This is a genomic window from Microcystis aeruginosa LEGE 91341 (assembly GCF_015206885.1).
GTDB classification, from domain to species: Bacteria; Cyanobacteriota; Cyanobacteriia; order Cyanobacteriales; family Microcystaceae; genus Microcystis; species Microcystis aeruginosa_H.
In genome coordinates this window covers 18084-31935 of sequence record NZ_JADEXY010000042.1, presented here as the reverse complement: position 1 = coordinate 31935, position 13852 = coordinate 18084, and the positions used below count along the sequence as shown (strand labels likewise).

Genomic DNA, 13852 nt, shown 5'->3' with positions numbered 1-13852 from the left:
GAAGTGGGGAAGTGGGGAAGTGGGGAAGCTGTCCCATCACCCCAAAACCCTATCACCCTATCACCCTATCACCCCAAAACCCTATCACCCCAAAACCCTATCACCCCATCACCCCAAAACCCTATCTCCTACCTTTTGCCTATTGCCTTTTGCCTCCTGATATCTGCGATAAGCTAAAAAAAAACAAGGCTATAGCTTGTCAACTATTGAAGATTTTCTGCTGACTATTTTCGGGATATTTATATGCAATTCGTCGATTTTCTAGCTCTCATTCATCCTGTCCTAGCGATAGTGGTCGTTTTCCCTATTATCGGCCTCGTAGTTAACTTTGCGTGGCAAACCCGTCAACGTCGTCTAGAAACCGCTGCAGGAAATAAAAGTAAAATTCCGCCAGTGGTCGGGCCGGAACATCTACGCTTAGGCCGCTGGTTAACGGGTACAGTGGTAGGGGTTAACCTGTTAGCACTAGCTTACTCGGTCGTTTACGGTTTTAATGGTTTTGTCGATAAACAAAAAGATGGAAAATTAGACTCCTTTCAGGTCATTTTTGTGATTTTGATGTTTTTTGTCACTATTGCCTCTTTGGTCTGTCTCTACCGCGCTAGACAAGCGCTCTGGCGCGGAATTTTTGCCACCTTGACTGGAATCGGTTTAATTATTATCGGTTCTCAGGATGGGGTCTGGCGACTCTCGGACCAATGGTACTGGTCCCACTACTATATCGGCATGGCCGCATCATTACTGATGATTTTCTCTCTGGCAATTGTCGAAGATATCTATAAAGACCGTTCCCATCGTTGGCGCATTGCCCATACAGTCCTCAATTGTATCGCTCTGGCTCTCTTTCTGGGACAAGCCATGACCGGTTCGAGGGATTTGCTGGAAATTCCCCTCAGTTGGCAAAAACCGGCAATTTATCGCTGTGATTTCACCAATAAAACCTGTCCTGAACCGAAATCCTCAACCCCCCTCATCAATCCGATAAGTTAAACTTTTTTAGGGACCGGGAGAGGGAGAGGGTACACACACAGAGGCACCGGCAGCGGTATCGATGGGTTCCTCACACCAATTGGCAATCTTACCAAGTTGGGGCAAATACCTCGCCGCTTCATCTAAGGCACTGTCATCGGGTTTCAGGTTTGTGATTAATTCAGTCCATTCTACCCCTTGGGTTACAGCAACAGCATTGTCAGCATCGTCAGGTGAGGCACAGCCTGGAATTTTGCCCCAATTTTTACCCCAGGCAGCACCGATGAAAGTACCAGTACCAGTTTTATCGAGGGAATAGTCAGGAGCAAAGATAAACGCTTCTAGTCTTTGGTCTCCTTTCAGACAAATTTGCGGCGCGGTGGAAGCTAATTCATTATTGGCATAAATTTGTAGATTGCCCGGTTTACAGCCAGTCACGTTACCACAATCGTGTTCGATCGCACCATCAATATTACCTTTAACATAAAAAACTACCCGTTCCCCCGGAGTAATGGTAATCGCCTCGCCATCATCCAAGCTGATATTATCAACGATATACTCGTACACCTGTACGCTTTGACCGTTAATCGTGCGAGTAGTGGGTGTGTCTCCCAGTCGGGGAAAAGTTTCAGAACTGGTAAGTGCCAGGTTTTCCTGCTCATCGCGAAGGTCTTCGGGATTGGGAGGCTCCGGTAAATTAGGGAAAGGCACAATAGTGTTATCGATAAATTGTGCTGTGTAGGGGGGATTGGCTGCGGGTGTGGGCTGTTTAATATCATTCCTGTTAATATCACATTCTAGGTTCACCACATCCCCTTGAAAGTCAGCACTATCTTCGCCACTTACCATGGCTCCCTCGCTTACCCATAAAGCGGGAACCGTGGTACGAGTGAATGCGAGGGGACGGGAAGGCAGAATCGGGATAGTTACCACCACGCGGTTACGCGAGGCGGCATTATCGTCACTATCTATATCGGTAGCAAAGTTAGTTAGGTCTGTTGCGGCACTTTTGCGAGAACGTCCTTCCAGGGTGAGAACTCCCCAACCCAAAATATTGGGGTCAGAGCTTGGGGTAAAATTGTATCCAACCACGCGATAATAACGATTATCATTGATCTCATCGGGAGAAATTTTATCATCACGGTTAATATCGATCGCATCGAATACCTCGTCGGTTCCTGACCATTCTTCCCGGGTGATGAAACCATCCCTATCATGATCATAAACTCGGAAAATATCTTCCAACTGAAACCATTCACGACTGGCCAAATCGCTTAATCCTGGATTTACTGCTCGTTGTTCTTCTGTGGGTGCGAGGATTTTGTTCTCAATTTCGTTATTACGACTGGGATCAGCACAGGTGGTGGCAATGTCTAATTCTTTTAAATCTCTTTGTAAATTGGGACTGAGATTAGTAACCACTTCGGCCCTCTCCCAACAATCGCCGGAATCACAATTACTATCAACCTTCGCCATAACTCGAACGCTATTAAGTAAATCCTGCACGCGAGCCACTCCAGCTTCGGAACTTCTTAAACTATCAGCCCGGACTTTTTGGGCAATTACTTTCGATTGGTTCCCTTGGACGCGCATCATCACAGTTATCCCTGTTCCCATCAGGATAAGTCCAATTAACAGGGCAAGAGGCAAGGCAAACCCTTTTTCCCTATTAGCCATCAGGTGAAGGTATAAACGATTTTTCATAGACCAGTCCATCTAAGAATGGTTACTTCTATTATAATACTGTCAAGTTTTGGTCAAGTGACAAATGTGAGAATACAGGGATAGCACTGTGAGTACAATCACAGACAAAAGCCAGTTAATAGAATAGTCAGCCAGTAATTTTTCGATAAGTAGGTAGGCGTTAAAAATTATCAGATGCCCCCTTAATAAAGGGGGCATCGGCACCCCCCTTATCAAGGGTAGATCCCCCCGCCTATCGGCACCCCCCTTAATAAGGGGGGCAGGGGGGATCGAACCTAAAATCTATTTTTAATTTAATTATAACCAGCTACTTAAGTATTTTCGATTTTTGACTCAATTAAAGGGTTGTTTTTTGATCCAGAATTGCCCGCCAAATCAAGCCTATCCCCCGAAAAAAGCTAATAATTAACAACCAAAGGGATTGTAATTCTCCTGCCGTATTTTTCGGTTGCCAGCGCTGGGGACGACAGAATAAAAAAGTAATTAGTTTTCTCTGCTCTGATAGGGTAAGTGGCTGGAATTTAAGGGTTGCTTGCCAGATTTTTCCTTGTTTTTCTAGATTGACTAGATGAGCAGATAGGCGCAAATCTTCGCCTAAAATATCTAGGAGTAGCTTTTCTGAGTAGATGGGTTCCCTCAGGTGAATTTCTGCTCCTATTTCCGAAAGTTTTTTCAGATTGCCCTGTATAATTATATCCGATTCTGTGATCAAGTTAACGGGAGATTCCAACACTTGATATTGAGTTTCTAGGGTAAGGGGAGCTTCCAATAAAGCCACTAAAGCAGTCATGATAATAACCACATTATATATAGCCAAAATTAAGCCAAAATTTAGGGAACTTTCTTGATAATTGTGATGGTTTAAATTAAAGAAAATACTAATTAAAGTAATAGTGAGAAAAAACAGCAATGGGTAGGATAAGTGCCAATTATATTGATAATTTTGGCGAGCAAGTCCCTTCGGTGTCACCTGAAATCCTTTGTCAAAGGGTTTCCAAAGAACATGGAGAACTGTTAGGGATGTAGGTACACAAATAATCATCGATAGTACCTCAGAAAAAACAATTGAGCGCGAGCGAGAATTTAACCAGTGATAAGTGGCTAACTGGATCATCATGTAGGGTAAAAAGATATAGATTGTCTCATCGATGGTGATGTTCAAAGGTACGATATAACCAAAGGTATAAAGGAGAGGAATAAGCAGAGAAAATAAACGAGCTAAGGGAGAAAACCAAGATAAAAGTCCTTCTAAGTGTGCCAATCTTTGAGGTAGAGTTAGTCCCGCAATTTTTAGGGGATTAGCTTTGATAAAAAAGGCCTGTAAAGTTCCCCTTGCCCAGCGCAATCTTTGTCGTAAATAAGCTGATAAACTTTCGGCAGATAAACCAGCACTGAGTTTTTCATTTAAGTAAATAACTTCATAACCTTTGGCAGATATAGCAATCCCAGTAAAATAGTCTTCACTAATAGATTCTATATTAAAATATCCCACTTCCTCTAAGGCTTTTCTTCTGACAATAAAAGAAGTGCCAGCACAGACAGGACTACCCACCCCATCTTTAGCTGGTTGGATATGACGATAAAATAATTCTTCGTCGGGAGTAACAATATTTTCTAAACCTAAGTTATGGGCAATAGGATCGGCATTATAAAAGCTTTGGGGAGTTTGCACTAAGGCAATTTTGGGGTTTTGAAACCAGCCAACAGTTCTTTCTAAAAAGTTCTGACAAGGGATAAAATCCGCATCAAAAACTACCACTAATTCCCCTTGAGTTTGTTTGAGAGCATGGTTTAAATTACCTGCTTTAGCATTTTTTCTATCCTGACGAGTCAGATAATGACAATTTAATTTTTCTGCTAATTCATAAATTTCTGACCTCTGGGTATCATCGAGGATATAAATATTTTTATGAGGATAATTAAGGGCTTGACAACCGATAACAGTTCTTTTTAAGATAAAGGCTGGCTCATTATAGGTGGGAATCAGAATATCTACCGTCGGCAAATACTGTTTATTGATCACTGCTTGGCTATAAAAATCAGCTTCTTTGCGTCTATCCTTCGTGGTTAAGACTAAAACTAACTGAATTATGCTACCACTTAAAACTATCATCTCAACGCCTAAAAGCAGTAAACTAAAAAAGCCATTGAGAGGAGTAGAAAGATTTAAGGTTTCCAGAATCCTCCAGAGTAGATAGCGCAGGGTGATAGCGAGAGTGATAGAAATAATGAATAATCTTGACCAAACTTGCGGATGCGGAGACAAGAAAATGATTAACTGCGTAGAAATTAGCAAGATAACCGTGGGTAATAATAATTGATAGCTATGAGCAACCGTGGGAACTTTGATCCAAGCAAAGGGGTTAAAAAAATCTTCTACTAAGCCAAGGAGTAATCGATAAATATTGTCTTCCGGCCAAGATAATGATAAACTAACCATCATTAACCCGCCGATCACTGCTAACATAATTAAGATAACTGATATTATCGCTAAAATCGGCTTGAATACGGAAGAATACACTGGTTTTTGAGGGAATGGAAAAATCGATTCTTGGTTAGACATGAATCCTCTTCTGATCAAATGAATCTAACTACATTTTACAATTCTTAACAAAAACCAGGGCATTTTTGGCAATGACAGGAGCGCTTTCCACCAAAATGCTAAATTTTGTATCAAACCCAAGATGAAACTAGCCAGAAAAAGTCTGGAAATAGTATAATTTGGTTAACCGTGAGGAAAAATTAGTCTATGATAGCCGTCAAAATCGCCGTTGTTAGCGCTCTCGTTTTGGTTGTGGTCAAATTCGTCGCTTCTGTTCTAGGCAAAGGCAATATACCCCTACTTAATCAGGCTGTCACTGTGATTTTAAGCCTTTTTATCGGGTTTGAGTTGATTCAACTAGGACAAGCGGTGATCGAAAAGATTAATTAAGAGCTAAACGGGCCAGATAGAAGCTAGTAATAGTTTTAGCATCGATCGATTCTCCCTGAGCGATCGCTGATTCCATTTCCTCAAAACTCATAAAAACCACTTCTATATCTTCATCGGCATCTTGAGCGGGGGGCAAGCTTAATTTTTCCAGATCCTGGGCCAGAAAAGCATAGATATATTCATCGGAATAACCCGGTGCCAGGGCAAATTTACCCAAAGATTGCCAATTATGCGCCCGATAGCCCGCTTCTTCCTCTAATTCTCGTTTTACCGTCGTAGCAGGGTCTTCTCCTTCATCAATCGTCCCGGCGGGAAATTCCAAAATTCGAGCTTGCAAACTAAATCGATACTGACGTACTAAAACTAATTGACCTTCCTTGGTGATTGGAACTGCTAAAGCACCCCCCGGATGACGCACACATTCCCATTCTCCCTCGACACCGTTAGGTAAACGCAGTTTCGAGACTTCAAATTGAAAGACGCGACCTTGATAAAAAAGACGTTGTTGGAGAAATTGAGGCGGTTCAGACATAGAAAATTTTCAACTAGGACTTTAAGAATTAATATCAACAAATGTCACCTTTGTCACCGGTGTTAGGAAGCGGGCAGAATTATCGTCTGATAGCCAAGGAGAGATTCAGGTTATACTAAATCTGGTTATTAAAGACTGATTATTCATTCCCCTTTTTGCATGAGTGCATGAGTAGAAAACGGGTTTCTCGGAGAAACCCGTTTTCTGTGCGTTACTCAACGGATTTAGTATTATAATGAAAAATGCTGTCTTTACAGGTTAAATCTTTTTCGAGAAACCCCATGGCAAAAAAATCGATGGTAGAACGCGAGAAAAAACGCGCTCGTCTCAGACAAAAATACGAAGCTAAAAGAGCGGAACTAAAAGAACAATTCCGCACCGCCGAAGATTTTGAAGAAAAACTGGCAATTCACCAAAAATTACAGGAATTACCCCGCAATAGCGCTCCTAGTCGTCACCGCAACCGTTGTTTAACGACCGGCAGACCTAGAGGATACTATCGCGATTTTGGTTTATCCCGCAACGTTTTACGCGAATGGGCCCACCAAGGTCTTTTACCCGGTGTGGTCAAGTCTAGCTGGTAGTCAGAAACAATATCTAGGGAAAATACCGGGATAGAGGCGTTTTTTTTACGTCTCTATTGCTGTTTTTAGGCAATTTTAGCGATAAAATAAAAACTCTCGATCGAGCGATCGAGAGTTAACCATGAACAAAAAATTTACCTAGACTACAGTAGCAGCCTTACGGGCCGCGGCAGCCTCATCGGGATGAATACCGAGACGGGTGAGATTGAGACGACCTTTACTATCGATCTCGCGTACCTTAACTAACACCTCATCCCCCACGGCCACTTCATCTTCCACCTTACCGACGCGTCCCTCGGCCAATTGGGAAATATGGATCATTCCCTCTTTCCCCGGCAAAACTTCCACAAAAGCGCCGATTTGGATAATGCGAGTCACGCGACCGAGATAGACCTCACCCTCATTGAGTTTGCGGGTCATATTGTAGATCAGTCGTTTAGCTTTTTCGGCCTGTTCCCCATCGGTAGAGGAAATGGTGACAGTACCATCGTCATCGATATCGATTTTCGTGCCGGTCTGTTCAGTAATCCCTTTAACCGTTTTACCACCTGGCCCGATGACTAACCCGATCAGATCCGGATCGATCTTGATCGTCAATAACCGGGGTGCGTGGGGAGATAATTCCGTGCGGGGTTTTTCTAGGGTCGCTAACATCTTCTCGAGGATATGTTTGCGGGCCGGTAAAGCTTGTTCGATCGCCTTAGCCACCACTTCCATGGTTAAACCGGGGATTTTCATATCCATCTGGAGAGCGGTGATGCCAGAATCAGTACCAGCCACCTTAAAGTCCATATCTCCCAGAAAATCCTCGATACCTTGGATATCGGTCAAAATCCGCACTTCTTCCCCTTCTTTAATTAAACCCATGGCCGCACCGCTAACGGGTTTTTTCAGGGGAACACCGGCATCCATCAGCGCTAGGGTAGAACCGCACACGGAACCCATGGAGGTGGAACCATTAGAAGAGAGGACTTCCGACACCACCCGCAGCACATAGGGAAATTCCTCCTGGGGGGGAAGGACAGGCACGATCGCCCTTTCCGCTAAAGCACCGTGACCAATTTCTCGACGGCCGGGAGAACGCATGGGACGGGTTTCACCGACGGAAAAGGGTGGGAAATTGTAGTGATGAAGATAGCGTTTTTCGTCTTCGGGATGGAGATCGTCCCCCAAATCCTGAGCATCACCGGGGGTGCCGAGGGTGGCGATCGAAAGCACCTGGGTTAAACCGCGATTAAACAGGCCGCTACCGTGAACCCGACGGGGTAAAACTCCTACCCGGCAAGAAATCGGCCGTACTTCGTCCAGTTTACGACCATCAACCCGCACCCCATCCTCAATAATTTGGGCGCGCATCAGTTTTTTGGTCAGATCCTTAAAGAGATTACCGATTAACTTCGGTTCTTCCAGCGTTGGAGATTTTAAGGGATCTTCATCGGGGAGAGCGGTTATAGTTTCCTTGATCCGATTTTCGATCGCCTCTAATTTCTCATCCCGTTCGGTTTTGCTGAGGGTAAACTGGCAGAGAATCTGTTTAATTTCCTCTTTAGCTTGTTCTTTTAGGAAATTCTGCACGGTTTCGTTTGCTACCGGCGCTTCTCGGGTGACGAGGGGAATACCCAACTGATCGATCAATTCCCGTTGAGCGGTGATCAGGTCGCGGACCGCTTCATAACCAAAATCGATCGCCTCAATAATATCCCGTTCCGGTAACTGATTGGCTCCCGCTTCGATCATCACCACCCCTTCAGGACTACCGGCCACCACTAAATCCAATTCTCCGTTATGGATTTCCTTGTAGGTGGGATTGATGATAAATTCATCCCCCAGTAAACCGACGCGCACGGCTGCCATCGGTCCTTGGAAGGGAATACCTGCCAACAAAACCGCCACAGAAGCCCCGGTAACGGCCAAAACATCCGGGGGGACTTCCTCATCCATTGAGAGGGTCGTAGCGACCACCTGAATATCATCCCGCATCCAACTGGGGAATAGAGGCCGCAGGGGGCGATCAATCAAACGACCGGTCAGAATTGCTTTTTCCGGGGGACGACCTTCACGACGCAAAAATCCTCCCGGGATGCGCCCGGCGGCGTATAATCTTTCTTCGTAATCAACGGTTAAGGGCAGGAAATCTACTCCTTCTCTGGCCTTGGCTGTGGTTGCTGTCACTAAAACTGCCGTTTCTCCCGATTGGATCAGAACACTACCGCCAGCTTGGGGGGCTAAAAGCCCTATTTTTAGTCGAATATCCCTGCCGTCAAAGGATATTGACTTGTCAAACTCTTCCATGTAAAGTTATATTCCTTTCTTTCACTTTTCTCTGTGCTGTCGCCATCCTAGCATTTTTTGTCCCCCTTTCCGACAGGTTTAGTATTCAGTGATCAGTTATCAGTGATCAGTTATCATTTCGCTGATTACTCTTTACCGTTTACCGATCACAGCAAAAAAGCTCCCCATCTCCCCATCTCCCCATCTCCCCATCTCCCTATCTCCCTATCTCCCCACTCCCTGCTTTTAAACAGAATTTAAGATTACTTGTCCAAACCGGCCAAAAAATGATAGTTTCAGATATAGGAATAATCTGGTTAAGAAAAAAAATGTCTTCCCTTGCCGCTTGCTGGCCTAAAAATATTTCTAAGTATTAGCAAAACTGACTGACTGTCAGCAGTTGAGCGGGATTTTTCCTAGCTCGCAGAACTCCAGACAAAGAAAATTAAGACAATTAAAAGTATTGCGTCTCTATTATCTCTCAGACGCTTTTAATCCAAAGAATTTGCGGGTTATCTTCAAATTAACCCCGTTTAACCCTATTTGTGGCTATCGATTATGGCTGAAAGTTATTTACTCAACAAACTACAATCTGTAGAACAGACCTACACAGAATTAACCCGTCGTCTAGCGGATCCCGATGTCACTGGTAATCCCAGCGAATTACAGCGTCTAGCCAAATCTCGCGCTTCTCTAGAGGAAACGGTCAACACCTACGAAATTTGGCAAAAAAGTCAAGCGGATTTAATCGGTGCGAAACAAATCTTCAAAGAATCCGCCAGCGATCCCGAACTACGCGAAATCGCCGCCCTAGAAGTGGCCGAATTAGAGGAAAAAATCGCCACTTTGGAAGACCAATTAACCATTCTACTGCTGCCCCGGGATCCCCTCGATGAAAAGAATATCATGCTAGAAATTCGCGCCGGGACTGGCGGTGATGAAGCCAGTATTTGGGCGGGAGACTTAGTGCGTTTGTACTCAAAATATGCCGAAACTCAAAACTGGAAAGTTAGCCTTTTGAGTGAATCTCCGGCGGATATGGGAGGATTTAAAGAGGCAATTTTAGAGATTAAAGGCGATAACGTCTATAGTAAGCTGAAATTTGAGGCGGGAGTCCATCGGGTGCAGCGGGTTCCTCTGACGGAAGCAAGTGGTCGCGTTCACACTTCCACCGCTACCGTGGCAATTATGCCAGAAGTGGACGATGTGGAAGTGCATATCGATCCCAAGGATATTGAGTTAACCACGGCTAGATCCGGGGGTGCAGGCGGTCAAAATGTCAATAAAGTGGAAACTGCCGTCGATTTAATCCATAAACCCACGGGAATCCGGGTTTTTTGCACCGAAGAGCGATCGCAATTGCAAAACCGGGAACGAGCTATGCAGATTCTCCGGGCGAAACTGTACGATATAAAGTTACAGGAACAACAGGAAGCAGTCAGTTCCATGCGGCGCTCTCAGGTGGGGACCGGTTCCCGTTCGGAAAAAATTCGCACCTATAACTATAAGGATAATCGTCTCACCGATCATCGCTTAAATCAGAATTTTTCCCTCGATCGCATTTTAGACGGCGACATCGAAGATGTGATTCAATCCTGTATCGCCAAGGATCAACAGGGAAAACTGGAGGAATTAGCCGCTGCCCAAGAGACAGCTTAATCAGTGATCAGTGATCAGTTACCAGTGAACAGTAAAAAGCGCCCCACTCCCTGCACTTTCCCCACTGGTGGGGGTTAGTACGGGTGGGGACTGATGCTGCTTCCTTCAACTCACAACCAATTCTATGCTTCCACTAAACGAAAAGCCGCACCCAAACCGACAGCGATCTCATCGGGAGAAATTTTCCCATCATGGTTAATATCGATCGCATCGAATACCGCATCGGTTCCCGCCCATTCTTCCCGGGTGATGAAACCATCCCCATCATGATCATAGACTCGGAAAATATCTTCGGCGGCGTGTTCTAGGGTTGACTGACCTTCCAACTGGGTTAAACGTTGAATCAGCAATTGTTCCAATAATTCTAAAGCTTTGGTAAAACCTTGAATACCTTCCGCTAGTTTTTCAGAAGCCATGGCATCTTCGGCGTGCATTTTCTCAAAAGTCGCTTGATCCATGGCAATTTTGACAATATCAAGGGTTGCGGCCTGTGCTGGATCGAGCTTACGGGGTAAATCGGCTTCTGTCTCTTGCAATTGCTCGAGCAGTTTCGGCGAAATGGTTAAAAGATCACAACCGGCTAACTCGCAAATTTCGCCGATATTGCGGAAACTTGCCCCCATAACTTCGGTTTTATAGCCAAACTTTTTATAGTAGTTATAGATCTGGGTAACGGATTGGACTCCGGGATCTTCAGCGCCAACGTAGTCTTTACCAGTTTCTTTTTTATACCAATCGAGAATCCGACCGACAAAGGGAGAAATTAAGGTTACTCCCGCTTCTGCACAGGCGATCGCCTGATGAAAACCGAATAATAGGGTTAAATTACAGTGAATTCCCTCTTTTTCGAGGACTTCTGCCGCTTTAATCCCTTCCCAAGTCGAGGCAATTTTAATTAAGACTCTTTCTCTAGAGATACCCGCTTGTTCATACTGGGAAATGAGATAACGGGCCTTGTCGATGGTAGCTTGGGTATCGTAGGAAAGACGAGCATCCACTTCGGTGGAGACGCGGCCGGGGACGATTTGCAGGATTTGTAGGCCAAAACCGATCGCTAGGCGATCGAAAGCTAATTTGGCCACATCTTCCGGGGTGGCCTGTTCTCCTAATTCTTTTCTGGCCGCTTGCAGGGTTTGATCGACAATCGGCTGATATTGGGGCATTTGGGCCGCAGCCGTAATCAGGGAGGGGTTAGTAGTGGTATCTTGGGGAGTAAAAGCTTCGATCGCTTGGATATCGCCGGTATCGGCAACAACCACTGTAAATTGGCGTAATTGTTCTAGTAGGGTTTTAGCCATAACTTCTCCAGATGCGTGTTAACGCGAGACATTATCTGGATCTTAGCGATTCGATCAGGAGGAAGGGGAAAAATTCCCGATTGATTTAATTCCCAAGCACAGACCTGGCCAAAGTAAGGATAAGCTAGGGAATCTTTTGGCCACTCCTTGCCCAAAGTCCTTTATTTGTGATAGTATTAGTGATTGTGTCGATTTAATAAAACGGAGTTTATGCCCAAGCTAAAAACGCGAAAGGCGGCGGCCAAACGATTCGAGGCCACAGGAAGCGGCAAAAAAATCAAACGTCGCAAAGCCTTCAAAAATCACCTACTCGATCATAAAAGTGCCGAACGCAAGCGCCGTCGTTTGTCCCAGATTACCCTAGTGGACGAGCGCGACGAGAAGGAAGTGCGCTTAATGTTGCCCTATTTGTAAGTTTTCCAGAAAAATCGTCTAAAGGATTATCATGTCTAGAGTAAAACGGGGGAATGTCGCCCGCAAGCGACGCAAAAAAGTTCTCAAATTAGCCAAAGGTTTTCGCGGTTCTCACTCGCGCTTATTCCGTACAGCTAACCAACAGGTAATGAAGGCCTTGCGGAATGCCTATAGAGACCGTCGCAAACGTAAACGCGATTTTCGTCGTCTTTGGATTACCCGCATTAACGCGGCTGCTCGTCAACAGGGCATCAGTTACAGCCAACTGACCGGACAATTAAAGAAAGCTAATATCCTCCTCAATCGGAAAATGTTGGCCCAATTAGCTGTCCTCGATCCCGTCGCTTTTGCTAAAGTGGTAGAAACAGCCAAAGGATAATTTAGCCCCAAGCATGACGGAAACTTGGCAAACGATTCAATTCCCCAGTTCAGAAAGTGCGATCGCTTTAGCGGGTCATCAAGAAGCTAACCTCAAATTGATAGCCAGGCAAACTGGGGCAAATTTAGTCCTCAGAGGCATGGAATTGCGGATTGGGGGGCAACCAACCCCCGTGGAGCGTGCCACAGCGATTGTACGCTCCTTAAGTATTTTATGGCAAGAGGCCAAGTTAATCGCCGAAGCCGATATTATGACCGCTATCCATGCCCTCGATACGGGGCGTTCTAGCGAGTATAAAGAACTACAGCAGGATATTCTGGCTCGTACCCGTCGCGGGGAGCTAATTCGGGCAAAAACCTTCCGTCAGCGTCAATATATCCAAGCGATTCAAAGTCACGATATCACCTTTTGTATTGGACCTGCTGGCACGGGGAAAACCTTTTTAGCCGCCGTTTTAGCAGTACAGGCTCTCTTAGAAGATAAAGTAGAACGGATTATTCTCACCCGGCCGGCCGTGGAAGCGGGGGAAAAATTAGGCTTTCTCCCGGGGGATTTACAGCAAAAAGTCGATCCTTTTTTGCGTCCCCTCTACGATGCTTTATACGAATTTATCGAAGCGGCCAAAATTCCCGACCTGATGGAACGGGGTAAAATCGAAATCGCTCCCTTAGCTTATATGCGGGGACGAACCCTAGCTAATGCTTTTGTTATCGTTGATGAGGCCCAAAATACCACCCCAGCACAGTTAAAAATGGTCTTAACGCGCTTGGGATTCGGTTCGCGCATGGTAGTAACTGGAGATGTCACTCAAACGGATTTACCGCAACAACAGGAATCGGGGTTAATTGCCGCTCAAAAAATCCTCAAATCAGTGGAAGGGATCGCTTTTTGTTACCTATCCCGGGCCGATGTGGTGCGTCATCCCTTGGTACAAAAAATCGTCTCAGCCTACGAACAGCAGGAAAAATAACAGATTATTGAGATGGTCGCTCTTGTAGTCTTGCGAGAGGGTATAGAATGAGGTTAATTTAACGCGATGTGCAACTAAAAAGGACAGAATCAGGGTTCCAGAGGATACTTTATCTCTGCTGATTTCTGAAAGCCTTGTTG

At 45.1% G+C, this 13852-nt stretch carries 13 protein-coding genes; 8 read left to right on the top strand and 5 right to left on the bottom strand.

Annotation, left to right across the window (positions count from 1 at the left end; translation table 11 throughout):
• The first annotated feature begins 243 nt into the window (after nucleotides 1-243).
• Nucleotides 244-990 carry a DUF4079 domain-containing protein gene (locus IQ234_RS08620; RefSeq protein WP_193956788.1) on the top strand — a complete coding sequence of 249 codons (747 nt, stop codon included), beginning with the start codon at nucleotides 244-246 and terminating at the stop codon, nucleotides 988-990.
• 6 nt (nucleotides 991-996) lie between these two features.
• Here the strand turns inward: IQ234_RS08620 and IQ234_RS08615 are convergent, their stop codons facing one another.
• Both IQ234_RS08615 and IQ234_RS08610 read right to left on the bottom strand, forming a co-directional pair.
• Nucleotides 997-2673, bottom strand: a complete 1677-nt coding sequence (locus tag IQ234_RS08615; RefSeq protein WP_193956787.1) for a hypothetical protein — start codon at nucleotides 2671-2673, stop codon at nucleotides 997-999.
• Between the two features lie 337 nt (nucleotides 2674-3010).
• Nucleotides 3011-5236, bottom strand: coding sequence for a glycosyltransferase (locus tag IQ234_RS08610; protein ID WP_193956786.1), 2226 nt, complete (start codon nucleotides 5234-5236; stop codon nucleotides 3011-3013).
• Nucleotides 5237-5422: 186 nt separating this feature from the next.
• On the opposite strand from IQ234_RS08610, the gene IQ234_RS08605 reads away from it, so the two are divergent.
• Nucleotides 5423-5605, top strand: a complete 183-nt coding sequence (locus tag IQ234_RS08605) for a hypothetical protein (protein ID WP_002769951.1) — start codon at nucleotides 5423-5425, stop codon at nucleotides 5603-5605.
• Here IQ234_RS08605 and IQ234_RS08600 read toward each other — a convergent pair.
• Nucleotides 5598-6137 carry an NUDIX hydrolase gene (locus IQ234_RS08600; RefSeq protein ID WP_193956785.1) on the bottom strand — a complete coding sequence of 180 codons (540 nt, stop codon included), beginning with the start codon at nucleotides 6135-6137 and terminating at the stop codon, nucleotides 5598-5600. The two genes, IQ234_RS08605 and IQ234_RS08600, sit on opposite strands and share 8 nt — an antisense overlap.
• Before the next feature lie 281 nt (nucleotides 6138-6418).
• On the opposite strand from IQ234_RS08600, the gene rpsN reads away from it, so the two are divergent.
• Entirely contained in the window at nucleotides 6419-6721 is a 303-nt protein-coding gene (rpsN, locus tag IQ234_RS08595; protein WP_002740009.1) for a 30S ribosomal protein S14, read from the top strand.
• Nucleotides 6722-6859: 138 nt separating this feature from the next.
• Here rpsN and IQ234_RS08590 read toward each other — a convergent pair whose 3' ends face one another.
• Nucleotides 6860-9013: a polyribonucleotide nucleotidyltransferase gene (locus tag IQ234_RS08590; protein ID WP_193956784.1), complete on the bottom strand. Its 2154-nt coding sequence runs from the start codon at nucleotides 9011-9013 to the stop codon at nucleotides 6860-6862.
• Nucleotides 9014-9392: 379 nt separating this feature from the next.
• On the opposite strand from IQ234_RS08590, the gene IQ234_RS21745 reads away from it, so the two are divergent.
• Together IQ234_RS21745 and prfA are read left to right on the top strand one after the other, a co-directional pair.
• A complete protein-coding gene (locus tag IQ234_RS21745; RefSeq protein ID WP_322743446.1) occupies nucleotides 9393-9590 on the top strand; it encodes a hypothetical protein in 198 nt (65 codons plus the stop codon).
• On the top strand, nucleotides 9551-10651 hold the full coding sequence (gene prfA / locus IQ234_RS08585; RefSeq protein ID WP_193956783.1) for a peptide chain release factor 1: 1101 nt from the start codon (nucleotides 9551-9553) through the stop codon (nucleotides 10649-10651). The genes IQ234_RS21745 and prfA overlap by 40 nt, the downstream gene beginning before the upstream one ends.
• Before the next feature lie 122 nt (nucleotides 10652-10773).
• Here the strand turns inward: prfA and IQ234_RS08580 are convergent, their stop codons facing one another.
• Nucleotides 10774-11949: a transaldolase gene (locus IQ234_RS08580; protein WP_193956782.1), complete on the bottom strand. Its 1176-nt coding sequence runs from the start codon at nucleotides 11947-11949 to the stop codon at nucleotides 10774-10776.
• 210 nt (nucleotides 11950-12159) lie between these two features.
• Here IQ234_RS08580 and rpmI point away from each other — a divergent pair, with 210 nt between their 5' ends.
• The 3 genes from rpmI to IQ234_RS08565 are packed head-to-tail and all read left to right on the top strand — an operon-like array spanning nucleotide 12160 to nucleotide 13712.
• A complete protein-coding gene (gene rpmI / locus IQ234_RS08575) occupies nucleotides 12160-12363 on the top strand; it encodes a 50S ribosomal protein L35 (RefSeq protein ID WP_002740108.1) in 204 nt (67 codons plus the stop codon).
• A gap of 31 nt (nucleotides 12364-12394) precedes the next feature.
• Nucleotides 12395-12742, top strand: coding sequence for a 50S ribosomal protein L20 (gene rplT, locus IQ234_RS08570; RefSeq protein WP_002739593.1), 348 nt, complete (start codon nucleotides 12395-12397; stop codon nucleotides 12740-12742).
• A gap of 13 nt (nucleotides 12743-12755) precedes the next feature.
• Complete coding sequence (locus tag IQ234_RS08565) at nucleotides 12756-13712, top strand: PhoH family protein (RefSeq protein WP_193956781.1); 957 nt, start codon at nucleotides 12756-12758, stop codon at nucleotides 13710-13712.
• The last annotated feature ends 140 nt before the right edge of the window (nucleotides 13713-13852 follow it).

Bases quoted from the DNA above. Each gene is read 5' to 3' on its own strand.
- IQ234_RS08610 (WP_193956786.1), bottom strand. From the start codon at position 5,236: ATGTCTAACCAAGAATCGATTTTTCCATTCCCTCAAAAACCAGTGTAT.
- IQ234_RS08565 (WP_193956781.1), top strand. From the start codon at position 12,756: ATGACGGAAACTTGGCAAACGATTCAATTCCCCAGTTCAGAAAGTGCG.
- prfA (WP_193956783.1), top strand. From the start codon at position 9,551: ATGGCTGAAAGTTATTTACTCAACAAACTACAATCTGTAGAACAGACC.
- rpmI (WP_002740108.1), top strand. From the start codon at position 12,160: ATGCCCAAGCTAAAAACGCGAAAGGCGGCGGCCAAACGATTCGAGGCC.
- IQ234_RS08600 (WP_193956785.1), bottom strand. From the start codon at position 6,137: ATGTCTGAACCGCCTCAATTTCTCCAACAACGTCTTTTTTATCAAGGT.
- IQ234_RS08615 (WP_193956787.1), bottom strand. From the start codon at position 2,673: ATGAAAAATCGTTTATACCTTCACCTGATGGCTAATAGGGAAAAAGGG.
- IQ234_RS08605 (WP_002769951.1), top strand. From the start codon at position 5,423: ATGATAGCCGTCAAAATCGCCGTTGTTAGCGCTCTCGTTTTGGTTGTG.
- IQ234_RS08620 (WP_193956788.1), top strand. From the start codon at position 244: ATGCAATTCGTCGATTTTCTAGCTCTCATTCATCCTGTCCTAGCGATA.
- IQ234_RS08590 (WP_193956784.1), bottom strand. From the start codon at position 9,013: ATGGAAGAGTTTGACAAGTCAATATCCTTTGACGGCAGGGATATTCGA.
- IQ234_RS08580 (WP_193956782.1), bottom strand. From the start codon at position 11,949: ATGGCTAAAACCCTACTAGAACAATTACGCCAATTTACAGTGGTTGTT.
- rplT (WP_002739593.1), top strand. From the start codon at position 12,395: ATGTCTAGAGTAAAACGGGGGAATGTCGCCCGCAAGCGACGCAAAAAA.
- rpsN (WP_002740009.1), top strand. From the start codon at position 6,419: ATGGCAAAAAAATCGATGGTAGAACGCGAGAAAAAACGCGCTCGTCTC.